The sequence below is a fragment of the Prosthecobacter sp. genome (genome assembly GCF_014879935.1).
GTDB lineage: Bacteria > Verrucomicrobiota > Verrucomicrobiia > Verrucomicrobiales > Verrucomicrobiaceae > Prosthecobacter.
On record NZ_JACSRD010000208.1, the window covers coordinates 1 to 25,461 of the forward strand.

The 25,461-nt window shown below is 57.9% G+C and carries 22 protein-coding genes; 1 reads left to right on the top strand and 21 read right to left on the bottom strand.

What is annotated here, in order from left to right:
* Positions 1 to 497: 497 nt before the first annotated feature.
* Entirely contained in the window at positions 498 to 827 is a 330-nt protein-coding gene (locus IAE77_RS23230; protein ID WP_294231898.1) for a hypothetical protein, read from the bottom strand.
* Positions 828 to 986: 159 nt separating this feature from the next.
* Here IAE77_RS23230 and IAE77_RS23235 point away from each other — a divergent pair, with 159 nt between their 5' ends.
* Complete coding sequence (locus tag IAE77_RS23235; RefSeq protein WP_294231901.1) at positions 987 to 2,138, top strand: glycosyltransferase family 4 protein; 1,152 nt, start codon at positions 987 to 989, stop codon at positions 2,136 to 2,138.
* On the opposite strand, the gene IAE77_RS23240 is transcribed toward IAE77_RS23235, so the two are convergent.
* The 20 genes from IAE77_RS23240 to IAE77_RS23335 form a co-directional block, all read right to left on the bottom strand.
* A complete protein-coding gene (locus tag IAE77_RS23240) occupies positions 2,080 to 3,057 on the bottom strand; it encodes a glycosyltransferase (RefSeq protein ID WP_294231903.1) in 978 nt (325 codons plus the stop codon). The two genes, IAE77_RS23235 and IAE77_RS23240, sit on opposite strands and share 59 nt — an antisense overlap.
* Positions 3,038 to 4,342: a glycosyltransferase family 4 protein gene (locus tag IAE77_RS23245; RefSeq protein WP_294231905.1), complete on the bottom strand. Its 1,305-nt coding sequence runs from the start codon at positions 4,340 to 4,342 to the stop codon at positions 3,038 to 3,040. Before IAE77_RS23245 ends, IAE77_RS23240 begins: the two co-directional genes overlap by 20 nt.
* Before the next feature lie 222 nt (positions 4,343 to 4,564).
* On the bottom strand, positions 4,565 to 5,701 hold the full coding sequence (locus IAE77_RS23250; RefSeq protein WP_294231908.1) for an acyltransferase: 1,137 nt from the start codon (positions 5,699 to 5,701) through the stop codon (positions 4,565 to 4,567).
* Positions 5,694 to 6,626 (bottom strand): glycosyltransferase family 2 protein, encoded by a 933-nt coding sequence (locus IAE77_RS23255; protein WP_294231910.1) that lies wholly within the window; start codon positions 6,624 to 6,626, stop codon positions 5,694 to 5,696. The genes IAE77_RS23250 and IAE77_RS23255 overlap by 8 nt, the downstream gene beginning before the upstream one ends.
* On the bottom strand, positions 6,623 to 8,296 hold the full coding sequence (locus IAE77_RS23260; RefSeq protein WP_294231911.1) for a hypothetical protein: 1,674 nt from the start codon (positions 8,294 to 8,296) through the stop codon (positions 6,623 to 6,625). The genes IAE77_RS23255 and IAE77_RS23260 overlap by 4 nt, the downstream gene beginning before the upstream one ends.
* Before the next feature lie 33 nt (positions 8,297 to 8,329).
* The gene (locus IAE77_RS23265) at positions 8,330 to 9,421 is read right to left on the bottom strand and encodes an acyltransferase (RefSeq protein ID WP_294231913.1); all 1,092 of its coding nucleotides are present in this window, start codon (positions 9,419 to 9,421) and stop codon (positions 8,330 to 8,332) included.
* Positions 9,422 to 9,644: 223 nt separating this feature from the next.
* The gene (locus IAE77_RS23270) at positions 9,645 to 11,624 is read right to left on the bottom strand and encodes an acyltransferase family protein (protein WP_294231914.1); all 1,980 of its coding nucleotides are present in this window, start codon (positions 11,622 to 11,624) and stop codon (positions 9,645 to 9,647) included.
* 25 nt (positions 11,625 to 11,649) lie between these two features.
* On the bottom strand, positions 11,650 to 12,474 hold the full coding sequence (locus tag IAE77_RS23275; RefSeq protein ID WP_294231916.1) for an FkbM family methyltransferase: 825 nt from the start codon (positions 12,472 to 12,474) through the stop codon (positions 11,650 to 11,652).
* Between the two features lie 22 nt (positions 12,475 to 12,496).
* On the bottom strand, positions 12,497 to 13,903 hold the full coding sequence (locus IAE77_RS23280; RefSeq protein ID WP_294231918.1) for a DUF6056 family protein: 1,407 nt from the start codon (positions 13,901 to 13,903) through the stop codon (positions 12,497 to 12,499).
* Positions 13,881 to 14,660 carry a methyltransferase domain-containing protein gene (locus IAE77_RS23285; protein ID WP_294231921.1) on the bottom strand — a complete coding sequence of 260 codons (780 nt, stop codon included), beginning with the start codon at positions 14,658 to 14,660 and terminating at the stop codon, positions 13,881 to 13,883. Before IAE77_RS23285 ends, IAE77_RS23280 begins: the two co-directional genes overlap by 23 nt.
* 18 nt (positions 14,661 to 14,678) lie before the next feature.
* The gene (locus IAE77_RS23290) at positions 14,679 to 16,160 is read right to left on the bottom strand and encodes a glycosyltransferase (RefSeq protein ID WP_294231923.1); all 1,482 of its coding nucleotides are present in this window, start codon (positions 16,158 to 16,160) and stop codon (positions 14,679 to 14,681) included.
* A gap of 23 nt (positions 16,161 to 16,183) precedes the next feature.
* Complete coding sequence (locus IAE77_RS23295) at positions 16,184 to 17,242, bottom strand: NAD-dependent epimerase/dehydratase family protein (RefSeq protein WP_294231924.1); 1,059 nt, start codon at positions 17,240 to 17,242, stop codon at positions 16,184 to 16,186.
* A 75-nt stretch (positions 17,243 to 17,317) separates the two neighbouring features.
* Entirely contained in the window at positions 17,318 to 17,983 is a 666-nt protein-coding gene (locus IAE77_RS23300) for a class I SAM-dependent methyltransferase (RefSeq protein ID WP_294231926.1), read from the bottom strand.
* The gene (locus IAE77_RS23305; protein WP_294231928.1) at positions 17,980 to 19,866 is read right to left on the bottom strand and encodes an acyltransferase family protein; all 1,887 of its coding nucleotides are present in this window, start codon (positions 19,864 to 19,866) and stop codon (positions 17,980 to 17,982) included. Before IAE77_RS23305 ends, IAE77_RS23300 begins: the two co-directional genes overlap by 4 nt.
* Before the next feature lie 8 nt (positions 19,867 to 19,874).
* Positions 19,875 to 20,861, bottom strand: coding sequence for a glycosyltransferase family A protein (locus IAE77_RS23310; protein WP_294231930.1), 987 nt, complete (start codon positions 20,859 to 20,861; stop codon positions 19,875 to 19,877).
* A 47-nt stretch (positions 20,862 to 20,908) separates the two neighbouring features.
* Entirely contained in the window at positions 20,909 to 21,679 is a 771-nt protein-coding gene (locus tag IAE77_RS23315) for an FkbM family methyltransferase (RefSeq protein WP_294231932.1), read from the bottom strand.
* Between the two features lie 33 nt (positions 21,680 to 21,712).
* Positions 21,713 to 22,519, bottom strand: coding sequence for an FkbM family methyltransferase (locus IAE77_RS23320; RefSeq protein ID WP_294231934.1), 807 nt, complete (start codon positions 22,517 to 22,519; stop codon positions 21,713 to 21,715).
* A gap of 3 nt (positions 22,520 to 22,522) precedes the next feature.
* Entirely contained in the window at positions 22,523 to 23,497 is a 975-nt protein-coding gene (locus tag IAE77_RS23325) for an alpha-1,2-fucosyltransferase (protein ID WP_294231936.1), read from the bottom strand.
* Positions 23,498 to 23,515: 18 nt separating this feature from the next.
* Positions 23,516 to 24,505: an alpha-1,2-fucosyltransferase gene (locus IAE77_RS23330; RefSeq protein WP_294231938.1), complete on the bottom strand. Its 990-nt coding sequence runs from the start codon at positions 24,503 to 24,505 to the stop codon at positions 23,516 to 23,518.
* A 34-nt stretch (positions 24,506 to 24,539) separates the two neighbouring features.
* Entirely contained in the window at positions 24,540 to 25,445 is a 906-nt protein-coding gene (locus IAE77_RS23335) for an FkbM family methyltransferase (protein WP_294231940.1), read from the bottom strand.
* Positions 25,446 to 25,461 lie beyond the last annotated feature (16 nt).

A 25,461-nucleotide genomic window follows, 5' to 3' on the forward strand; every position in this document is an offset into this window, starting at 1 on the left:
GCGCGCCACGCGCCTCCAGCTAAACGAGTCTTGCCTCCGCCTCCTGCTCGGATACACTCCTTCACGTTACTGCTAGGCAGGGATGGCCCATAACAAATAGCGAATCAAGCTGAGTGAGAAGAACTCAAGACCTCAGGGAGTCGTGCAAAGTAAGCAACAACAAGCATTAGGCAGCGGGCGCAGCCCCTGCTGTGCGCTGATAAGAGCCACGCCGGGTCGCAGCCTGAAGGGCCGCAAGATCGCTCTTGAGGCGGGGTGTCAGCGCCTGCGTCGAGAGCACACGCTGTGTGTAGCTTGGGGACCATTCTCAGCGGGTCGAACCGATGCAAGAAGGTCTCAGAATAAAACCCTGTCGCAACCGCTATAAAGTAAGTGGAGAACTACTTTTGCCGCCTGAGTCTCTTGGCCTCAGCAAGCCCCCCCCCCCCGCAACACACTTGTCCGTGCTACCTCAACGACTGGATTCGCTATGCCGATTGAGAGTTTTCAAACACGCCCTAACGAAGCGGATCTTGCTTAGGCGGCGATGGCGCCTTTGGAACCAACTGACTGTCCATAAGCACTCTCACCTTGGGAATCTCGTCAACGCGAGGCTTAAATGCATTCGGCGGCAAGGCATGCTCGTTATCCTCCGGAGCCTGATCATCTTGAGTCACAACCATTTTTCCGGCCTCCTTGTAGCCCAGGCGCACCATTCCAACAGGAACTACAATCCAAAGTAAAACTACACTCACGGTCATAACAACAAGAGATTCCAGTATGGTCAATCCATGGTCTTTATTAGTCATAATACAAGTCAAACCTAACAATAGTGGTGAAAAGAACATTCTTCATGCTCTGTCATTTGAGCCTCTCCAGACACTGACTTCATCACGTAACTGAGGCAACTTAATAACGCGTTTCTAGCTAGATTTTTTGACAGAGTTTACAGATGCTGCGATGCCTCTTCGTCTGAATTGCCGCCCATAAACTATTGTCAAAACAAAATGAAGTTCCTTTTCGTCAGCGCAAACCAAGGGGGAGGGGGAAGCGAGGAACTTTGGATCCAAACCGCTGGATGGCTCAGAAATCTTGGCCACAAGGTACACGCCGTGACGGAATGGAAGACGGCAGCAGTTCGACGATTGGACCAGCTCGATAGTTTTAATGTCTCGCATTCCACAGCCGATCCGACAGGAGGGGGGGCGATAATCAACAAGGTTACCGAGCGCATTTTCCGTCGGCAGCCTTGGAACCAACGGAATCTCCGGTCGATATTGAAATCGTTGCGGCCAGACCTCGTCATTTTTAATTCCGGCACCCTGGTGGACGGCATTTCATTGCTCCAGGTCATTCAAGATGAACAGGTTCCTTACGTCGTAGTGACCCATCTCGTATCCACCGACAACTGGCCGAATGATGATTTGGCCACGAGAATTCACACACTTTTTAGCCGTGCCATCGAGACTTGCTTCGTCTCTCAGCACAATCTTGAGTTGTACACGCTTCAAACAGGCAGAAAGCTTATTAATAGCTCCATCGTTCGGAATCCATTTTTGGTTAAGGGAGCCCAGATCCCAATGCCTGAGCAAAACGAGGGCACACCTGTTCGACTGGCATTACCTGCGAGGCTTCACCCAAAGACGAAGGGGCAAGACATGCTCTTTAGTGTGCTTTCCCGTCCTGAGTGGCAAGTGCGGAATATCCAAGTATCGCTTTTTGGAACGGGAAGCTGCGAAGATTCACTGCGCAGATTGCGCTCGGAGTTGGGACTCGGTAACAAAGTGGTCTTTGCCGGGCATGTGGAGGATATGGATCATGTGTGGCTCCATCATCACGCACTGGTCCTTCCCTCGCGCCATGAGGGATTGCCCATCGCACAAATTGAGGCCATGATTGCAGGCCGCACCGTCATAGCCACTCCGGCTGGTGGCATACCAGAGATGATGAAACCTGGTCAGACGGGATACCTTGCTTCGGCGTGCGAGGTCGAAGCTCTTCATCGGGCTATGGATGAAGCTTGGAGCCAACGCGATCGCTGGGGCAGCTTGGGAGAAGCCGGAAGAGAACTTGTGCGATCCCGTATTCCAGCGGATCCGGTTAAAAGCTGGGGGAAGCACCTTGCAGACCTTGCTGACTCACAGCGCGGCAGGATTTGAACCAGCACCTTGCTGCCAAGTCATTCTTTGAAATTAGCTTTTCAACTGCGTCAAGAAATGACGGCAGGCACATACGTTTAATTGCAGGCACTCTATCCAGGCGACGAAAATGCTGCGCTATCCGCCAAATCGAGGGTAACGCGAAATTGCCGGTCCGGTCATGCAGGAGCATAGCTGAACGAGAGGACAAGCCAGTGAAAGCAGCCCCGTGTCGTTCCCATACACAGCGCCGTGCAAACGCCGCTCGCCTCTCTCTCATTGCTTTCTGAGTGACACCGTCTGGATTGACTCGATATCTCAGCAAGCGGTCAGGCATTGTGGCGGCAAGGAATCGAGTCTGGAGACGCATCCATAAATCGTAATCCTCAGACCAGTATGGTTCTTCGGGGGTACTGTGATCTTGGTAATTTCCGGATTCAAGAACCGCGCTGCGCTTGAAAAGGACCGTAGGATGCCAAATCCTCGGCCCGACAAGGGTGGCATGCAGCACATCCGTGGCTGCGTAAGGAAGCTTAGAAGCTCCATTAACAGGGTTGCCAGCCATGTCGATGCAGTCGCGGTCAGTACCCACGAGGGCAATTTCTGGATGCCGCTGGAGAAAATCGATCTGTAGGCGAAAACGCTCCGGGTGGCAGATGTCGTCCACATCCATACGGGCGCACAACTCTGTGGGGGCCTCCTCCACGAGACGACTCAGGGAAAGTCCCAGGGACAACGGCATCCCGCGAAAGACCCGGCCCGGCAGACGCGATGGCAACCACCGATCCAGGATCTCAAGAGTGCCGTCGGTGGAGCCATTGTCCCACACCATGACCTCAAAGTCCCGCAGGGTCTGCTGCTCAAGGGAAAGCAGCATTTCCTCGACGAAGGGTGCTCCGTTCAACACCGGGATGATGACACTAATACGAGGATTTCCCATGTGTCGTCAAGTTTTTGACACCGGCGAGGCGGCGATAGAGGGACGCATAAGCGCCCAAGGTCTTGTCCAAGGCATGGTTACGCACGATGATGTCACGCGCATCCCTACCCATGTTATTTCTCATGGAAGCGTTACTGAGCACTTCAGTCATGGCGGCGGACCAAGCGGGCGCGGGATCATCCACCACACGGATAACCCCTTCTTTTTCGCCTAACTGCCCGTCCGGGAAGCCCATGAAACGACGAGTTAGACAGGGCAGACCGGTCCCCATCGCCTCTAGCAGGGCGTTCGGGAATCCCTCCTGCGTGGAGGGAAAGACAAAGATGTCCGCCATCTGGTACCAGCGCTGAATGTCGGGCTGCTGCGTGATGTGCAGAACGCGCGGCAGGGATGCAAGGTCTCTGAACAGGCCAGCTTGGTAAGTTTCTATCTCGGAACGCTCCTTTTCGGACGAGACGGTCGGCCTATACACGGATCCCACCAAAATCAGCCAGGCGTCAGGATGTTTAGCCGCCACTTCAGGCCATGCCTGCAACAAGGTCGAGACTCCCTTGCGCGGGATCAGGTGCCCGACGTAGAGACAGATCTTGGCATTCGACGGAAGGACTGCGGAGGCCAGTTCCGGCCATGCTGCTGGCCAAGGCGCGGGTTGGAAACGCTCGATGTTTACCCCATGGGAGATGACATGCAACCGACGAGGGCTAACCCCCATGCGCCGCTGCGCTGCGGCCATGGCCGGAGACCCTACCACCACGGCATCAAAAATCCGCTGAAACCACATCTGTAGTTGAAGATTCACCCAGCGGTGCAGGGCGGTGCGGCCCCACGTCTCTGGTTCCACCATGGTGGAAACAAAGATAAGAGCACGGCCCTGGCGTTTGATCCGCCACAGGCTGTGAAAAATGCGGCGGTCCATCTTGATTGTCTGCACCACCTGCGCTCTGTCCTTGCCCTGCGCCGCGAGATACCGCTCCGTTTCTTGAAAGAGAAGCAGGTCGCGCTCACGCGGGACAGAGCCCGTTTCCATGCGAGTGACATCCACGCAGTCGTCCATGCGCTCCTGCACCGGCAGGGCTGGATCACTCCGAGACGTGATGACGGAAGTCTGCACGCCCAGTTTCCGCAGACCAGGCGAATAACGGCGGAAACGTTCCGCAGCACCGGCAAGCACGGGCGCGTAGTGCGGGAATATCTGGCAGACGTTTATTTTAGGGTCTGACATCGCGGAAAACGGGACGACTGGGAGTCTTTCCCTGTGTGTTCTGGCCAGGTTGGCGTTGATCAAGAGAAACCTGACCGCATGGGCCAGCCACGCCAGCGCCGCTTCGGCAGCCACAACAGAGACTAAACGCCGCCCCAAACCTCTGACCGAGTACCTGAAGCGCCTCCTTCGCGAAATTTGCCCAGAAAGTCAGGAGATTATCGGGCGCATCAATACGCACCGACCTAGCCCGCGTCCTGATGCCCGAGGGGCATTGTAAACTCGAGCAATCGTTGCTTGTGGTTCCTAACCGGCCCTTGACGCGTGATTTCTGGTCAGCCGCCTTCCTAATTCGATGGCGGGCTTTTCCAAAATGTGATGCAGTAGCAGTGCCAAGCCAACGGTGACAGTCACCGCCATTAGAAATGGCAACGCGGGATTGGAGACCATCTGGGTGCCTGCGAGCGTTTTCAAGGCCACCAGTACAGGATAGTGCAGGATATAGATGCCGTAGGATAGGTCCACCCGCAGCCACTGCTGTAGCCGTGTAAGTGTCGAGTGCATCCGATGCCAGTGAAGGGTTCCAGCGATGAGTATCAGGGAGCCGAGACCACAAAGGTAGTATCCCAACCAGATGCTCGGCATCACATATCGCCACGAAATAGCCGCGTACAACCCCAGTCCCAGCAACATCAGGCCCCACCAGGCGGCAGCATTAATACGGATCCAGAACGATGCGGGCACGCGGCAGAGTGCCGTGCCCAAGGAAAACATGCCAAGGAAGGCGGCAGTGCCCACCACATGCGTATCCAGCCAGTGGCTGCTCAGCACCAGCGCCACGGTAATGCCCCAGGCTAAAGCAGCCCGGCTGCGCAGGATGACCCAGGCGAGAAGCGGGAACACCAATGAAACCTTGGCTTCCGTCATCAACGTCCAGACCGTAGGCAGGGCAAAGTCAGACTTCATGCCTGGGGCTACCAGGGTCGTCTGGAGAAACCATTGCTTCAGTTGCAGGCCGGTGCCGTCGAGGAACCAGGCAGGAAGTCCCCTCACCTGCCCCGCCCCTTTTTGTTGCACCGCCCACAACACCAAAAAGGCCAGCAGCAATGCCGCCCAATACACGGGATAAAGACGGCAAATGCGCCTCACACCAAACTTCACGTAAGCAGTGAAGGAAGGTGCCTTGTTCCCGATGGAAAGAGCCAGCACATAGCCACTTAGCACAAAAAAAAGCATCACGGCGGCCTTGGAGTCCAGCAAGCCCTTCGTGAGCCACTCCGGCCAGCGCAACTCAAACACCAGCCGAAAATGCTGTACCAGCACAATGAACGCGGCAATCACTCTCAGCGCGTCCAGCGCGATGATGCGCTCGTGCCCGGCTTTGTGCGGCACCGCAGCAGTTGATGAAGAGTTCACTTGCGACGTAATGGATGTGTCATTCACTGGCTCCACCGGTTTTGCCGAAACTGCGCAGCCGCAGGTTGTAAATCTCACGATGGTGGCGCAGATTCGAGTCGAGGATCAGTCCTACCAGAAGCACCACGGTGGAGATGACCATGATACTCGCGGCCAGCATGGCGCTGGGTACGCGGCTGACCCAGGCTGTGGTGATAAACTCATACACAGGCAGGGCACCAATGAGCAGGCCCAGAAAATACCCCAGCAGCGCGAGAACACCGAAGAAGCGCATGGGGCGGTAGTCGCGGAACAGCATGAGCAACACACGCAGAATCCGGAGGCCGTCGTGGACCGTGCGCAGCTTGGAGGCCGTGCCCTCCGCCCGGTCTCCGAAGGGGATCGGCACATCCACGGTGGAAAACCCCTTGTCGATGGCCTGGATGGTCAGTTCGATCTCCAGCTCAAAACCACGGGACAAGACCGGCACGTTCATGTAGAACCGGCGGGAAAACAGACGCAGGCCTGAAAAGACATCCCCGGGTTCCTGGCCAAATACAGCCTTCACAAACTTCGCAAACATCGAGGTTCCGAACTGGTGGCCCGGCCGAAACACATCTTCCTTAGTTTTGCGCACACCGGTGATCATGTCCGCCGGTGCCTGAATGTAACGCTCGAAAAGAAGCACTCCTCCTGCGGCCGGGTAGCTGCCGTCCCCATCAACCATCAGCACCAAGTCGGTGTCGATCTGGCCCAAAGCGGTGGCCACAGCCTTCGCCTTGCCCCGGCGTGACTCCAGGAGAACATCCGCACCTGCCGCACGTGCGCAGGCGCTGGTGGCATCGGTGGAGCCATTGTCCACCACCAGGATGCGAGCCAAGGGAAAGGCCTCCTTGTATTCGGCCACTACCCCAGCTATGGCCACCTCCTCATTGAGGCACGGAATGAGGACTGTCAGGGTTGGTCGGGTCATGGCTGGCGATCTGGATTGTCGATAATCGGAGCTGTATTAAGTAGATAAACACCAGGCTGCACCTCTTTGCCCAATTTTCGGGCATAACTGAGCAGCCAAGGTTCTGGAGTTTGTTTAAGCAGCTCCCGCAGATGGTCAACAAAAGGGACAAAATAGACATCGGACGGCATGCCTTGGCGGTAGTATTTCTCCTCCACCACCAGCCATGAGATGTCGTTGTCAGCACAAAAGGCCCGCACATCGTCCTGACGGGACGAATAAAAGGCACGGACAAGTGCCGCATGACGTTCCATCACCAGCTTCCGGTAGCGAGTAAACAAGACGCCATGGGAGCACTCGTTGCTGATGTAAACGCTACGATGGCAGAGCACAGGAACAAAGTCGGCCGTGCGCGGAAAGCAGGCTATCAGTTCCTCTCCGCCGGTGCGCGCCAGCTCAAAATACAACGCAGAGTATTCGGAGACGTCCTCCGCTCCTTTCCCCCGGATGCTCGTTGAACGGGTGGCGATGGCCAGGACCACAAATACGATGCCCGCCTGCCGAACTCTGCCTGGCGTCACCAGTCCAAACGCCGCATCCAGCACCACTGCCACAGACAGGACCGCCAGCACTGGCAAGCTCCAGGTCAGGTAGCGGGAAGGCTCATACAATCTTGGCAGCAGAACCACCGCTATCTCAAAGGTGATGACCGCGCTTAACATCAGCGCCAGGAGGACAAATCCATGCCGTCGGCAACGGCGGAAAACGATGCCCAGAGCCACCAGCAGCAGGATACCCGCCACGACATGGAACATGACAAGCAAAGTACTGCCCAGACTGGCAGCGTGACGAAGCACAGGCTCCAGCAGAATCTTGTCCCAGGGCATCAGGAACCAAGTCATGGAATCGCCCAGCGAAGCAGGCGGCCAAACCGGCACACGCCCCCCCTGGTGATAGAGAGGATCCCTCTGGATTTCCGCAAGCGTCACTTGAGGCCCTACCCACGGGTGCAATGCAAGTTCGTGGCTTTTCAGCAGCACCAAGATGGCACCTGCCGCCACAGCCACCATCACAGGCCACTGCTGGCGCAGTTGGGCTGACACATGGAGAGCCTCACGCCAGCCGCCGACTTTTCCAGCCATCTGCTCATACAGCCACAGCAGCCCATATGCCGGGCACAGAAGCACAAAGACGATCGGATAAAGAGCTGCGGCCAGAAACATGCAGATAGCGGTCCAACCACGACGCTCCGCCAGGACCGAAAGCAGAAAGCCACTCACCAAGGGCCAGGCGAAGCTGCGGGCAAAACCGCCACTGATGCCGATCCATGCGTCTGAAACAAAAAAGAACGCCATGACCAGCCAGCCCAGGCGAATACCGCCTAGCCATCTGCCGATTTGGAAAATAAGAAAACCCGTCAGCGCATGCATCGCCAGAGCCAGTACCTTTCCCACCAACAGGGTGGGCAGCACCAGGTGCAGCGCCTGGAACACCATGGCTGTCATATACGGCTGGATGGCCTTGGCAGAGTCCAGCCAGGGATCATCACCACGGAATCCACCAGCGGGGCCGGCATCCAGCCAGACGTGGTGCTGAGCAATATCATCCGTGAGGAGCATCGGACGCAGCAAAGTGTGTCCCTGTAGTGCCAAAGACAGCACGCAGGATGCGGCAAAGGCAAGCCGAGTCACGGCTTTAGGGGAGAATTTCGGCATAAATAGAACTCAGGAAGCCTGCTGCGGCGATTCACAGCGAACCTGAAGTGTCTGCGCCATTGGCTTGCACCAACGGCTCAGCGGCTGCTCCCACCACTTCCAAACCGCCATGCCAAAAAGAACGGCCAAAGCGGCAGCCAGGAACAAAAACAAGTCCATCAAGAGAGGTTGGTTCCTCAGCATGTCAGGATCCACAAAGGCAAACACGGCCATCAAAACGAACCCGTGGGCCAGAAAGATGGAATAGCTGGCACGGCCCAGGTTCCCGATGTCCTTCAGCCGCCAGTTTTCGGGAACTACTGAACGCTCGAACAATGCCAACCCGGCAAGCCCCAGCGAGAAAACAGCCGCCCAAAAACCCTTTTGCCAGAGTACTGAATGGTCGGAGAGCCAAGCATGCTGGAAGTTCCCAGCGATCAGACCACCCAGCGCGGCGGCGCACAGAGCGATGCCCCACGTGCGGCTCCCGCGCTGCCGGACCCACTCCGCCGCAACCACCCCGGCCAAAAACTCGAGAATGAAAGGATGCACAAAAAACCCAGGGCCTGAAATAGCAGGTGAGATGCCCTGCCGCACCCCGGTGCCCACCAGCAGGCCACCCGTGGTCAGCAATGCCGGCAATACTACTTTCCGGGGAAGCATCAAGCAGGCTGCCATCAACGCACCAAAAAACACCTCGAAGGACATGGTCCATGCAGCCACAATGATGGGAAAAGACTTCTGCGGAAGTGCCAGCAGGGATGGAATGATCTGATAACTGCCGAGGCTTCTGCCAGGAACCAGAGCCAGAAGCAGCAATTTGAACAACGTGAGGGTGATAAGCAGAGGATATATCCTCCACGCACGCCGCCAGAGAAACCGCTGCGCCATGCCGCACTGACCGGCATCCGACCGATGGGAGCCCCAGAGGACAAAACCGCTCAAAACAAAGAAGAAATCCACCCGGAAAATGCTGTGGTAAAACAGACCTCCCAGCCAGTTATAGTCCCAGTAGCGAGCTGCATGCACGCTAACGTGATGACACACCACCAGGAGTGCGAAGATTCCCCGCATCGCTTGAAAGCCATGCAGCACAGCCAGAGCACCACTTTGTTTCGCCATTCAGTTTAACCCATTCAAAAGCAGCTTTCAGAGCTAACACCCTAATCCGCCAAAAGACGGCTATCGGATACTCTTTGAACGCGAAATCAATCATTAAAGGGAAACGTTTTCCTGTGTCTTGTTTACCGTTCACGCCAACCGTTTTCACCACTACAAGCAAGACAGAATCTATTCTCAGCAACATGCAGCATACAGCACCATCCATTCCGCGCCACCAAGCCACTTATTTCACTATTGAAGGCTCCAAAAAAACTCGCAAAACAGGAGTCAGCACTTTCGTCGCGCCCTCACGAACCAGATGGTGCTTGTCGCCATACAGCGCATGTCCATTAAGCGAGAAACGATAGTGTCCGGTCGCTTTGTCGAGGAATGCTGGCCTGGGATCGATGATGCGTGCCCCGGCCTCTCTTACCGCCCTCAAAAAGCCTTCCCCTTCTCCGGCGACGCCGTTCCATGCGTCAGGCCGGGCCGAAAATAGCCTTTCGTCCGCACCAAAAAGCGTACAATACGCATGCGCCTTGGGGACAAGGTAAGGGTGCTCCGGCACCTGCAACATGATCCAGGGCTGGCAGCCCGAACCTACCAGTTGTTTAACAGTGAGAATGATACGCTGCTGGTAATAGCTCAGATACTCGGTGGCAGAAACACCAGCAACCTTTCCCTTGAGTTCATAGACATGCCAGTAAGCAGCCAGCACCACATCCCGCACTTTGTGCTTAACCAACCACTCGAACACGGCTTGGTTTAGCGCCACGGTGTCCGTCTTCGGTCCGTTTGGCACGGTGGCGTGGAAATCCAACAGCGGAGCGGTGCTCGCATGCATAATGCCCGCCCCAGAAACACCGGCCTCACTCAACATCTGATCAAAAGCGGGCATGGCGGCCATGGCATGACTGTCTCCCCAAAGTACAACCTGAACCTCAGCTGCCGGCGCTGGCTTTCCCAGGAGCACCAGTTTGTCTTCTTTCAGGTCATCCAGCATTGTCTGATGGGTGAACATGAAGGACGCCTCAGAATTTCTGCCGTAACCGTGGCTGAGGCCAGGCGGCACGCGCCAGGGGAGCCCATTAAAATGGAAGATGCCCAACCCAGTCAGTAACAGCACCAGCGCCGCCGCACCGGCAGCCAGGAGCAGTGAACGTTGGCCGGACAGCAAGTGCCGCCGAAACGGCGTTTCCACAAAACGCCACGACAGCACCGCCAGCAGGAAGGAACTGAGAATGACGAAAAACTTTGTCACCTTGCCCAACGAGACAAAACTCCAGTAGTTGATGAACGCCAGCACCGGCCAGTGCCAAAGATAGAGAGAATAGGAGATTAGCCCCACAAAGACCAGCGGCCTCAGGGAGAAGACCCGGCCGCACCAAGTGGGCGGGGGGGCACCAGCAGTGCGCTGGTTGCTCCAGATGAACAAACTGGCACCCAGGACGGGTGGCAGAGCCGCGAAGCCAGGAAAGTGTGTCTCGTCACTGTAGGTGACATAGGTAAATAGAATGCCCGCAACACCGAGCCAGGAAACAGGCTCCCGAAACACTCCCAGCCGCTGTCCCCAGCTACTGGGAATGGCAGCCAAGCACGCGCCGACTAGCAACTCCCACGCACGCGAGGGCAGCAAAAAAAATGCCGAGGCCTGATCGGACCCCATGCGGTACGCGCTCCAGCCCAAGCTGGCGGCAAGGATAGAAACCAACAAAAGAGACACGAGTCTGCGACCGCCGCAGCTGGCCAGGAACAGCAGCAGCGGCATGGCCAGGTAAAACTGCTCCTCAACCGCTAGAGACCAAGTGTGGAGCAACGGTTTCTCCCAGGCGTCTGAGGTGAAATAGCCCGTATCCTGCCAGAAGTAAATGTTGCTGGCAAACAGTGACTGGAACAGTGCTGACCTGCCCAGCTTCGCATAGTCTTGCGGCAGCAGCAGCAGCCCGCCAGCGATCAGTGTCGCCAGCACCATGACCACCAATGCAGGCATGATGCGTCGGCATCGACGCTCCCAGAAGCGCACCAAGCTGAAGTGGCCGGAGTCCAGATCCCGCAGCAGCAGAGAGGTGATTAGGTAGCCTGAGATGACAAAGAAGACATCTACCCCTGCATAGCCGCCCGGACACTTCAGACCAGCGTGGTAAAAGACCACACCAAGCACCGCGATGGCGCGCAGGCCATCGATCTCGGAACGGTAGTCCCCATGTTGGACGTTGGATGGCATTACCGGTTCCTGTATTTGCATCGCCTCAGCGCGGCACAGCCACAAAGTCGTAAGAACCGAGTTCCGGAACCACACGCCGCGCAGATGCCTCATCTGCAATGCGAGTGGTCTTGTCGCTGAGGCAGATGTCGTAGTTCATCTCTTTGAAGAAGGAGGAGAACTTCTCAAAGGTGTGGCCACGCTTCTCATTCTCATAGAAGCAGAACTCGAACACGATGACGGGCCGCCAGCGCTGGATGGACTTTCGCCCCCCCTCCAAGATCTCATACTCGTGGCCGTCCGTGTCGATCTTGATGAAGTCCAGGTTCGTCAGCCTTTCCTGCTGCGCCAGGCCGTCAATGGACAAGGTCGGACAGCTGACGTGGTGCGCCTGACCGAGGTGTACTTCATGCATTTCCCCGCCGGCATCGTCCAGCCGCCAGCTCGGATAGGCGATCATGCCCGCAGTTGCCGGAGAGCCGTCTCCCATGAAGGCCTGCACCGCCTTGATGCGTGGTTTAAGGTCAGGATTCAGGTCGATGTTCCGCATGAGTCGCTTGTAAGCGTGATCTGTGGGCTCCACGGCGATGATCCGAGTGCTGGCATTCCGCGACGCCAGTGGCAGGCAGATGGCACCGATGTTGGCACCAATATCGATGGCGCAGAAGTTCTCTTTGCGCGGGAGAAGGGAGTCATCAATGACCCATTTCTGAAAGCTGCCGAAGAGAAACAGTGAGAGGTCGATGCCCTCCGCCAGATCCGCGTCAAAGCGGACGCCATTGCGGGAGATGACGCGCTGCTGTCTGAAGCCGATGAGCCGCAGGGCACGATAGATGAGCTTGGCGACGCCGATCTTGGTTTTGGTGTTCACAAATAGGAGGAATCTGGAGCGTTCAGAAGGACACGGAATGCTTGTGGAAGAAGCGGGCGCAACCGGTGTTGCGCCAGTCGGTGGGGTCGGGAGTGAGGTCGTTGAAAAACAGGGTGGACGGGCGCGCGATCAGCGGCGGCACCCGGACCTCCGCCTCAGTGCTGGAGCGAATGTATTCATGGCGCCAGGAGCTTTGCAGGTCGTAGCGTAACGCCTCGCCACTGACCAGATCACGCCATGCATTCCTCACGTTGTTGGCGGGAAACACAACCGCCATGCCGAGGAGAAGGAAGACACCCACGGAGAACAACACGCGTGGCCGCGGCAGCCGCAGGTCCAGGGAACGCAGCAGCCCGGCCAACCCCGCCAGCAGCACCCACCAGTCGATGATGAAGAAGAACAGGATGAGATTCACCGCACGCAGTGGAAGGGCAGCCCCCATGCTCCAGGCACCGAGGAAGAACGCCCCAAACACACCGCCAGCCATCAGCAGCAGCGCCAGGACTATTAGCTCCAGGGACTGCTTCCGCGACACAATCCAGGACACCGGCCATGCGCTGAGGGCGATGAGTGAGAAGGGAACAAACGGCACGTGAACAAGCCAGGAGCCGATGTGCTGCACGCCCAGTTTCAGAGTCAGCGCCAGCGACGCGGGCAAGACATGGTTGACACCATTGGAATAAAGAGAGCTACGGTTGGCATTTCCAGGGGAAAGCATTACAAGAGCGACCCCCAGAACAATGGCGAGAAGCATCACGGCCAGCGGCTTGCTCAGGCTGCGGTTTCTCCACAGGAACAAGGCATTCCATGCCAAGGCGTGGAGCAGCAGCAAGGCCATGGCCACCTCCGTGCATCCGGTGGCGAGCACCGCCAGCAGACCTATGATCACGAGCCTCATGACGGACGGCCGCCATGCGGGTTCCAGACTGCGCCTACCTACCAGCGCCGCCATCACCAGGGAAATGACCGCCGGCAGCATATAGCCGGAAGATCCGGTGCCCCAGTAGAAGCCCTGTGCTGTGCTGGCCATGCCCCAGAGAAACAACGTCACTCCCAAAAGCGCAGCAGCCCATTTCCAGGAGCGAGATTGGTCTGAAAACCAGGCGCCCACCGCCCAGCGGGCAGAGGCCACCAAGCCCAGAACGAGGCAGACGCTGTAGCATTTAAAGGCTCCAAACGACAGCAGGATGGGATTCATGAACAGGAACGCCGACGAAGTGAAGCGTCCGGTGGTCGTGTTGTAATAGTCCACATTGGCCTTTACAAAGCCCTTCTCCAGAGTGTCAGCGGCCATGTACCAGTCGTCTGCGGAGGGATGGGCATGCATTCCCAGTAACACGAAGGGAAGCACACCCACCACGGCAAACAGCACAGCCAGAACGCCCGGCAGGCGGCTGGAGGCGGCATCACGCAAGCTTGTCATCAACATGAGTGGTTTTGCGTTCCAAAACAACAAGCAGGCGGCCGGCAAAAAGGGCTGGAAGGAGTCGCAGCCCACGCTCCACCAGACGCACGAGAGGCAACAGCTTGTCAGGGTACAGTTGGGGACCACGCAAGCCGCCACACAACAACCAAGCCCAGCCAGGTTCGCGGCCCACATGGATCACCCTCCAGTCCCGCTCGATATTTTCCACCAGCCCCTCGTGCTGCACAAAAATGCGCCAACTGTTTCCCTGCGCAGCATAATAAGAATGAGTGGCCGGATCAAAATCCTGAGGCGCATTCCACTCAATGGGCACTCCAAAGCCAAGAGGTTCATGGTGGAAGAAGCGCATTATGAGCCGGGGAAGCCAGCCCATGCCAGGCTCGAAGATGATCACTCTGCCTGCAGGCCGAACGACACGCGCCATCTCTGCCAGCGCCCGTCCTGGGTACTGCAGGTGATGGAACACATCGAAAAGAATCAGATTCCCCACGGCGGCATCCGGCCAGTTCAATGCATAGACATTTTCCACACGGTCCAGCCATGGATTGGGGAAAAGATCTGACGTGAGGCAATCAGGGAGCACGTCCTTGATGTTCCCCATGCCAGAACCCAATTCCAGCATGCCCCCCCCGTTTCCCGGCAGAGTCCATCGTGCAATCTTCTGATAAAAATCACGGTAAACACGCTGTAGCACCGGCTTGCGCTCCCAGTGCGCGCGGTTCTCCTGGATCTCAATGTCGTGCTGGGAGATTTCGATCATGGCAGAGAAGCTGGCCGCTCACATCTGGGGAAGCTTGAGCTTCAGAAACGCGGCCCAGCAGAAGCGGAGCATCACGAGGCCGTTTTTGAAGCGGCGGTTCATCTTTGTGTCGCCGTAGGTGCGCTCCTGGTAGTGCACGGGCATGTCCACAATGCGCAGGTTCAACCGCGCCGCTCCGAAAAGGAGTTCGTAGTCTCCCCAGCGGTCCTCGGCGCCCCAGGTGTCGATCATGCCGTTGATCTTATCCCAGTCGCGCTGCCACAGCACCTTGGTGCCGCACAGTGTGTCGCGAACTGGCGATCCGAGCAGGTAGGAGAATAGCGTCGCAAAGCCCTTGTTCCCCAGCATGTTGGCAAACTTCATAGCCTGTCCCTGCATGGGATAGACCATGCGGGAACCATTGATGAAGTCCCCCTTGCCAGATGCGATGGCCTCAACAAATCGAGGCAGTTCCTCCGGCATCACGGTGAGGTCAGCATCCAGGATTAGCAATATGTCCCCTGTGGCGGCACGGAATCCGGTCCACACATTGCGCGATTTGGAAATGGCGGGACCTTCGACGAGGCGGATGTTTTTCTGCGGAAACTCCGCCTGCATGCGACGCACTTCATCAGCAGTGCCGTCTGTGGACTTGTCATCGCAAAAGATGATCTCCGTCTCCCTGCCAAGCTGCGGCATGCGCTCCACAGCGGATCGCACATTGCCCTTCTCATCCTTGCACGGAATGACCACGGAGACTTTGAAGTTGGTGACAGGCTGAGGACGTGGCGCAGGACGCGCCACGATGAAGTGGCAGAGATTCAGTCGCTCGATGCCCGGCATCCAGGCGATGAACTTGTTCATCAGCCGTCCCAGCACAGGAATGCCGAAGGGCATGAGCACACGTCGGGTGACGTGCAGCATCTCCAGCCCGGACAGATTCAGCAGGTTCTCATAGTCCCGCACGGAGAGCCAGCTCGGCTCCACTTTGGGGCTCTTGAGGTTAGACCGTTCGGCAAAGGAGACAAACGGTTCCCAAAGGTGGTTGTAGGTGAAGATGATGATGCGCGTGTGTGGAAGACAGACCCCGTTCACCAGCGTGAGCATGGCCTGGATGTCCACGGTATCGGTCGTGTCCTGGATGAGGATGGTGTCAAACGGGCCCTCCGGCAAGCTGGTCTCCGGATCCATGACGCGAACGTCCGCCTGCGGATGCTTCTGGCGGGCAATTTCCACCATCTTCGGGCTGACGTCGACGGCGGTCACGGAGGAGGCCGTCACATACTCCAGCAGTTTGCCCGTCTGGCAGCGAATGAAGAGGAGACGGCCCGCGCTCCCGACCAGTGTCTTCAACTCCTGCCCCACAAGATCGTAGAAGTATTGGTTGCGGCTGATGTGGTAGTCCCGCTGCGCGGCGTTGGCCTCAGCAGACTGGACAATGCTCTGCCGCTTGCCTTCAATGGCGGCCATGCCCCAAAGTATGGAGCCGTCGGGGGACGGGGTGTTGCTTGTGTCGCTCATGGCTGTGTGGGGGGAAAACGGCCTCAGGCTGTCTGGGTGCGAGCGACCCAGGACTGGTGGATTTCCTCAAATGTGGTTTTGAGGTCTTTGGTGATGCCCCAGCCTGGATAGTGAGCCTTCATTTTGTCGAGATTGGAGATGTAGCAGATGTGGTCCCCCTGGCGGTTCTGCTCCACGTATTCATGGTGCATGGGCTTGCCGGAGATGGAGGAAATGAGGTCAAACGCCTCCAGGATGGAGATCGAATTGTCACGACCGCCGCCGATATTGTACACCTCACCCTGCCGTGGCGTGGCGATGAAGTGCTCCATGAAGCTGACCACGTCGTGGCTATGGATGTTGTCGCGTACCTGCTTTCCCTTGTAGCCGAACACACGGTAGGTGCGCCCTTCCAGGTTGCAGCGGATTAGATAGCTGAGAAAGCCGTGCAGTTCCACGCCGCTGTGGTTTGGGCCGGTCAGGCAGCCGCCACGCAACGCGCAGGTCGGCATGCCAAAGTAGCGGCCGTATTCCTGCACCATTACATCCGCGGCCACCTTGGATGCACCGAAGAGCGAATGCTTGCTCTGGTCGATGCGGAAGGTCTCGCGGATGCCATCACTGTAGGTCTCGTCGGCGTAGTCCCAACGCTTTTCCAGCTCGTTCAGAGCGATCTCATTCGGCGCGTCCCCATAAACCTTGTTGGTGCTCATGTGGACGAAGGGAGACTCTGGACAGGCCAGACGCGAGGCCTCCAGGAAGTTCAGAGTGCCCACGGCATTGACATCGAAATCATCAAAGGGACGGCTCGCGGCAAGATCGTGGCTGGGCTGCGCGGCGGTGTGGACGATGGCGGAAGGTTTCAACTCCTGTAGCAGGGCAAGCACGCCAGCGCGGTCACGGATGTCCAGCTCATGATGTTGGAAGGACGGAAACTCGTTCTTCAGTCGCTGCGTGTTCCATCGAGTGTCACCACCAGGGCCGAAAAAATCTGCGCGCATGTTGTTGTCAACCCCGTGCACTGTCCATCCGGCCTGGGAGAAATGGGTGACGACTTCAGAGCCGATGAGGCCCGAGGATCCGGTGACAAGGAGTGTTTTCATGGTTGAACTGGGCAGCTAAGGGGTGGTGTGGAAGTTAGGGGCAAGCGCTCTTGGAGGGCGGGAAACAGCAGGTGGTCAGGATGCACCCTGGTTTACATGGGCCCAGAGCGTGCCATACACGGTGATGGCAGAGCCAAAGGACTCATCGACAGCACGCTTTACGCCCGGCCAGAAGGCCGAGTAGTCGTGACCGGCGATGATCGGCACGCCTTTCTGCCTGGCCCAGGTGATGTCGGTCAGCACATGCTCATACTCATGGCTCGCATCAATGAAAATCATGGCAGGCGTGGGGCCATCATAGCTGGCGCAAAACTGGGTGCTAGGTCCCTCAAACAGCGTGACGTCGCAATTCTGCCGGATGTAGTGCAGGCTCCGGACGGCAAAGTCCCGGTGCGCCAGGGGCGCGAGGCCGAGGGGGTTCCAACTGTAATCGTCAATAGAGATCAACTCTTTGCCGTTCATCTTCCAGCCGGCCATGGCCTGGGTGGTGAATCCAAACAGCGTGCCAACCTCGATGATGGGACCGTCGAAGGCGTTCGAGCGGCGCACCAGTTCACTTAGAAACTCAAGCTCCTCCGGCTGCACGGAGCCTTCAAAACCCGGCTGGGTACGGTTGCGGAAATTCAAAAAGGTGGCCAGTTCCTTGCGATGCCGCAGCACATCCCGTCCCTTCATCAGCGTTCGCAGGAAGTTTCGGACCAGCCGTCTGATCATCAAAGACAGGGGAGTGGCGATGTTCATTCAAAAACCGGGGCCAGCAAGGGCCTCAGCAGTCGAGCGCCGTGGGCGCTGATGTGACTGTTGTCGGTATACAGAGCGTTGCCATCGGAGGCGACGCGGCAGAGACCCTCGGAGTTCAAGAAGACTACGGCAGGATCCAGCAACGTGTAGTTTTGCGGCGCCACAGCCTGCAACACCTCATGCTGTACGGCAGAGGCGGAGCGATGAGCCTCCAACGGGAGGCCCAAACTGGCCACATTCCCGCCGAAAAGTACGGCGGAGGCAAGCCCACGGGGCACGTCGAACGTGTGGTTGGGAACGTCTTCCATGACCCAGACCCGGGCACCCGCCGCTTTCAGTTGAACCATGGTTTCCTGCAACGCCTGCTGGATGCGCGGCCCCCCGCCCTCCTCAAAATGGTAGTTCCATGCGGCCGTGAGAATGACGCGTGGCACCTTCTTGTCCCGGATGAAATCAACAACGGCTGAACTGAATGCGGGGGTGTTTTCCTTGAGGCTGTAGCTTCCCCGGCACTCGTAGTTGACCAGTGGTGGAGTTTGGTAATGCACGGCGGCCACGCCACGCATGCCCTTCTCCCTGCACAGGTCGTCAATGACCGGCAACAAGGCCATGGCGTGGCTGTCTCCCCAGACTAAGACGCTCACTGAGGTGCCAGCTTGCTGCCCCCCCAGATTGATGAACTCGCCACGCCGCGCCTGATCCAAGCTGACCTCCTTGCGATAGAGGCTGTCAAACCTGCCGTCGGCGTAGCCCTGCGCCGCGGCCGGGATGCGGGAGGGAATGCCCTGTGCGCGGTGCACTCCCAGTCCGAGCAGCATGAGCGACGCGGAGCAGGTGACGGCAAACCCGTAAATGGAGCGGCGGGTACCGCAGACCACTCTCTTGCGGAAGGGCTGCTCCACAAACCGCCAGGACAGGAAGCCCAGCAGGCCACTGAAGGCCAGCAGTAGCATGCGCTGCAAGACCGTGAGCGGCATGGAGGCCCAGTACTTGGGAAAGACAAGCAGAGGCCAATGCCAGAGGTACAGCGAATAAGAAACCAGGCCCAAACCTACCAACAAGGGCCAGGTCAGGATCCTGCCAGCAAGCGAGCGGGTCCCACACCCGATGACCAGCACGGCCCCCATACAGGGCACCAGCGCCGCCACCCCAGGGAAGCGAGTTTGTGTGTCATAAGTGATGACTGCCCACAGGATCATCGCCAGGCCGGAAATGCCCACCAGTTCCGCCAGCCACCGGCGGCAGAAAGACAGCGCATCCGGCGCCATGGCCAGCAGCGCCCCCAGTAGCAGTTCCCAGGCACGTGTGGGCAGCAGGTAGAAGGCAGCCTCGGGGCGGCTATGGCTCCAGCGAACACCAAGCCCAAAGGATGCCAGAAGAACGGCTGCCAGCACCGGCCACACCACACGGCGTGGGGCCCTCATCAGGACCAGCAGCACCATTGGAAAAAAGACATAAAACTGCTCCTCCACCGCGAGAGACCAGGTATGCAGCAGGGGCTTCAAGTCCGAGTTCTGCTCAAAGTAGCCTGACTCACGCCAGAAGAACACATTGGAAAGCAGCAGCACCTGTGCCACAACGGACTGCCCCAGTTCCTTGTAATCCTCGGCCAGCAGCAGCCACCAGCCCGTAGCCAGAGTGACCAGCACCACCACAACCAAGGGTGGCATGATGCGCCGGATGCGACGCTCCCAAAAGTGCAGCAGGCTAAACTTTCCCGCCTCAAGATCCTTCAGGATCAGCCCTGTGATCAAATACCCCGATATGACAAAAAAAACATCCACCCCGACATAACCACCCTGCACACCCAGTCCGGCGTGAAACAACAGCACAGACAGCACCGCGAGAGCACGCAGGCCATCGATATCGGGGCGGTAGCTCATGGATGGAATCAGTCCCATGGGTCAGGAAAGCCGCGCAGGGTACGGTGTCTGGCTCGTAGTCCGCGGAACAGGCGCATCAGCACTCTCCGGCCCAGCACGCCCGGAAGACGCGGCATGAGGTGCCCGCAGAAACTGGGCAGCAGGAGGGAGGGAGTGGTCCACGCCAGGCGACGTGCCTCACGAAACAGCACCTGGGACTCCGTCTCAAGCGGCCCCAGCATGATGCCGAGCCAGATGGTGTAATAACCGAGCGTGAACCTCCGCCGCCCGGCGGACGTGCCTCGATAGCGCTCATGCTTTTTCAGGCAGTGAATGAATCGACGCATCATCATCTGTTTCTTGGCCTCGGGCACTTGCGCCGGGGTGGTGTAGTAAACCGTAGCCTGCCGCACATGTGTGAAGTTCAACCCCGCTGCCGCCGCACGCAGGGACATGTCCCAATCCTCCGCATGCTGTATTTCTGGATCTTCATCAAAAAATCCAGTCTTTTCAAAAAAGCCCGCGCGCACCAACATGGCAGACGGCAGCACAAAATTGTAATAGTACAGACACTCGCCGATGTGCCGCTCCTCATGCTCAGTTGGACCGAAACTGCTTCGCCCCGAAGGCGGCGCCTCCGGGCTCTCCCGGATGTCTCCCCTCGAATAGGCAATGTCCGCGCCGGTGTTTTGCAGTGCCTCCTGAAGCCTTTCCAAGTGGTCGGAACACCAGACATCATCAGAGTCCAACAGCGCCAGCCACTCCCCACGCGCGGCCGCCAAGGCGGCATTGCGTGCAGCAGAAACACCACGGTTCGTCTGCTGGCGCAGGTAAACCACCTCCACTCCGTCATTAGCTGGGAGCTGCCTAACAGCCTCCGCAGTGTCATCCGTGGAGCAATCATCCGCCACGATAAACTGTAGCGGCCGTTTCTGCTGGGCCACCACCGAATCAAAGCACCGGCGGATCAAGGCCGCGCGGTTGAAGGTTGGAACAATGACACTGACAAGGCCCATGCTTGCGATTGTGAAGCTTTTGCCGCAGTGTTCAGTCGCAAACGACTTCAGCACCTCTGATACAGGCCGGTGCACCAAGCCAGCCGATTGTCCTGGTATATCTTCTCATACATGTCGATTAAAGCGTAGCCGTGCTCGCGCAGGAAGGCATCCACCTCGCCAAAAGACGGCTGGCCGGCATACATGGGCACAAAGTTGATCTCCAGCATCACCAGGGATATGCGACCCGCTTTAAGCTGCTCGCACGCCCCTTGGAGCACATGCAAGTCATACCCTTGGGTGTCGATTTTCAACAGGTCGAGCTGTGGCAGTCCCCGCTCTTTCACATACTGGTCCAGGGTCCACACCGGAACGGTTGTGCTGGCCTTCACCATTTTGTCCTTGAAGGGATTTTGCTCGCTCGCCTCCAAGGTGAGGAAGGAGCTCAGCTCGTTGTTTTCACACTCGTGAAAAGTCAGGCTGCCGGACTCCGCGCCCAGCGCGGCAGCATTGATCACCACATCGGGATTGCCACGGTGGACCGGGCACAGCGTCTGCTCCACCAGCGCCTTGTTGGGCTCAAACGCATGTATCACGGGCTTGTTGAACACCCGCTGAAACATCGCCAGGGTCTGTCCCTTGTTGGCACCCACATCGAACATGAGCGGCTGCGGCTGCGGCACCAGCACCCGCAGGTCCTGCTCCAGATTTACACGGGAGATGCGGTCGCTGCGGTACGATTGGAGCACCTGGTTGGAGCGCCCAAGCAACTGGCTGATGACACAGCGTAGCACAAACCAGGGGCTGGTATTTTGCACGGAGTGAGTACTAAGTTTCATGGCAGTGAGCAGGGCGGGCGGATTCCTGGGATGTCATATCTTCTGGTAGAGCCCATTGCACCACGCAATGCGGTTCTCGACCCATATTTTTTCATACAGATCCACCAGGGCGTAGCCACGTTTGCGCAGGAAGGCGTCTAGCTCGCCAAAGGCAGGCTGCCCCACATACAACGGGATGAAATTGATCTCCAACATGATGAGCCCGATGTTGCCTGATGCGAGTTGCTCCTCCGCCCCTAGCAACACCTGGAGATCATAACCCTGCGTGTCGGTTTTCAGCAGATCTATTTTCCCCAGCCCATGCTTCTTCGCATAGTGGTCCAACGTCCACACCGGCACTTCGCAACTGGCCACCACCGCCTCGTCTGCATAGGGATTGCGTTTCCCCCGCTCCATGGGAAGAAACGAGCTCATCTGGTCCTTCTCGAACTGATGGAGTGTCAGCGTTCCTTCCTGGGCACCCAGGCCCGCGGCATTGAGCATCACATTTTTATCCTGACCAAAAGCCGCGGCGAGCTGCCCCCCCACCAAGGAGCGATTCGGTTCGAACGCATGAATCACCGGCCGCTCAAACAGTCGCTTGAACATGTGCACCGTCTGCCCCGCGTTGGCACCCACGTCGATAAGCAACGGATCCTTTTTCGGCACCAGCAGGCGGATGTCCTGCTCCAAGTCCACATGCGAGATGCGGTCCTTGCGGTAAGACTGGATGATCTGGTTGGAGCGTCCCAGCGCCTGGCTGACGAGGCTGCGGAGAACAAACCAGGGGGTGGGTGTCCGGACGGCGTTGGGACTGAGCTTCATGATGAGGAAACAATGGGAAAGATCGTTCTGCGCCAAGTGTCACTGGTCATCCAGCTGGACCCATGATTTAGGATAGACGTCGGAGGTGTCGCAGTGGCGGAAATTCAGCCAGCGGTGGTGCGGCGGGGCCAATACCAGCTTGTCAGGATTGGGGTTCAACCACGCCGCCCACCAGCTGAAGGAACTGGGGGCGATGATGTGATTCTGGCACTGGCTCATGAGGCGCAGATCCTCATATTCCTGGTCGTCTCCGTTGTGGCTGACATGCACCATGTCAGGCGCTTCCGGCAGATTTCGCCGCACCCAGTCCCAGTCGTCTGTGAAAACAAAGAACACCGGACTGGAAAGCCGCTCTCGAAACCACGCCACCGCACGCGCGCAGTATTCGGAGGAAGAGCCGTTGAAATCTTTCGTCGTGGCCTTGTCTCCGCGCCTAACATGCAGGGACACCGACTGTGATCGCCTGATGCGCGCCGCCATTTGCTCGTCCTGCCCCTGCTGGGGTGTTTTCACCTGAAGCTCGGTGCGAAGCTGCGATGCGATGTCAGCAAAATACTTCTCCGATTGCCAGTACCCAACGAGCAGACAGTCTCCCGAGAGAGAAAGCACCTCGGGATCAAAATGAAAATGTCTTTCGGCAGCGACCTTCCTCTTTTTTAGAGCAGGCTTGGGCAAGTCCGGCTGGTAGCTGTCAAAACGGAAGCAGCAGGCGGACTTCACCCCCCGTCTGGCAGCTCCCGCAAGGAGGCGTTTGAAGATGGCAGCAGGAAGCTGGCGACGCATGACGCGCGTCATAAACTCCAGCGGGCTGTATCGCCACACATGGTGCCACGGCACAACCCTGCACTGCACCTGAAACTTGTCCAGCCGGTAGCGGCGCTGCGGCTGCAGGTACAACCCCAGGAAATACACGTCTGCCAGCAGCACTCCATCCCCCTGGGCGGCCAGTCTGCGCGCGGTGGCATACTCGAACATCTGGTTCCCAAGTCCGCCGGCTACTTCAAAAAGGATCATCAGAGGAAGGGGGCTGTGTCAGCGGTCGTCGATCTGGATCCAGTTTTCAGGAATCACATCGGAGGTATCACAGTTGGGAAAGTTCAGCCAGCGCTGATAAGGCGGGCTGAGCACGATCTTGTCCGGATCAGGATTCAACCACGCCGCCCACCAACTGAAGGAACTTGGACCGATGATGTGATGCCTGCACCGGCTCATGAGATTCATATTCTCCTCCCACATCCAGTCCTCCACATCCGGCCCGATGCTGTTGTGGCTGACATACACGATGTCCTCAGCCTCCGGCAAATGCTGCCGCGTCCACTCCCAATCATCAGAGAAAACGAAGAACCTGGGGTTTCCCAGCCTCGATCGGAACCATTCCACCGCACGCTGGCAGTATTCTGCGGAGGTGCCATTGAAGTCCTTGGCCACCGCCTTGTCTCCGCGCCGGATGTGGAGCGACACTGAAATCGACTCCCTCATCTGCAACGCGACCCGGGCGTCCTCCCCTTGCAGCGATGCACGCAGCTGAAAGTCAGCACGCAATTGTGGCGCGATGTCGGCGAAATACTTTTCCGTCTGCCAGTAGCCCATCAGCAGCATGTCACCAGAAAGCTCCAGCAGCTCAGGGTCGAAGTGGAAATGGCGCTCGGAGACGGTCTTGCCGATCTTCAGCGGAGGCTTTGGCTTGCCGGGCTGGTACTTATAAAAGCGATACTCGCAGGTGGATTTCAAGCCATGGCGGTCCATGCGGTAAAGCAACCGTTTAGCCAGGCCCTTGGGCAGCTTGCGCGCCACGCGCGTCACAAACTCCACCGGATTGTAAGCCAGCACGTGCTGCCAGGACACGCGTTCGGCCTGCACACAGAACTTATCCAAACGGTACTTCCGCGCAGGCTGAAGTTGCACCCCAAGGTGGTACATATCCGCCAGCACCACGCCGTCGCCTTTGCCGGCCAGCCTTCTGGCCACGGCATACTGGAACATCTGGTTCCCAAGACCACCGGCGATCTGAAGCAGAATCATCTTTCAGAAATGAAACATCCAGGAATCACAACGTTCATGCCGTGATGAGCGCCTGGTATCGTCCCGGCGACTTGGTGGCAAAGATGTTCGCGTATTCAAACTCCTCCGGAGCGTTCAGCTGCCGCAGGGTGCCATTGTCACGATGAATGACATAGGTGGAGTAGCCATACTCCCGCACCACTTGGTAAAGCGCCGGACAAGAGCTTCCGCTGGTCTGCAATGCCTTCTCGCAAAACTCAATCATGAGATCAGGCGCGTCAGAATGCGCAAAGGAGGTACCGCCACCTGCAAGAACGTGACACTCCCAGCCTTCGGTGTCGATCTTCACCAGACGAACCGGACTTCCCTGCAGATGGTCCTGAACCAGTCCGTCGTAAGTTTTCACTGGCACCTTGGTCGGCTTGAACTCACCTTCCCATATCGGCGTGCCGAAGCTGTTGAACGTATCGTTGACATCCGTGCCCTGGTAAAGCTCCAATTCACCTTCCTCCTTGGAGATGCCCACCTGGCATATCTCCACATTCTGCAGGCTGTTCAACTCGATCTGGCACTTCAAAATGTTGCAGGTTGGCAGCGAAGGCTCCACCGCCAGGACCTTGCCTGTGGGCCCCACGCACTTCCCGGCGATGACGGTGAAGAGCCCGATGTTGGCCCCCACATCCACAAACACATCTCCCTTGCCCAGCAGCCTTTCCAGCAGCCGACGCTCGCCAATCTCGAACTTCCCGCGGACAATCGGGCGGCAGAGAAAGGAGTTTTTGTGCAGCCGCAGCTTGGCCCCAGCCCCCACGGGCCAAGTGATCTCCGCGCACTCCCCTCTCTCCAGGCGATACCACTCGCGATACTTGATCTTCTCAATGATCGGAAACAAAAAGTCAGGGAGCTGGCCGGACAGCACTTTCTGCATCCCACGGACAATCTTGGATTTGGAGTAAGGCATGACGCGCGGGAGGAAT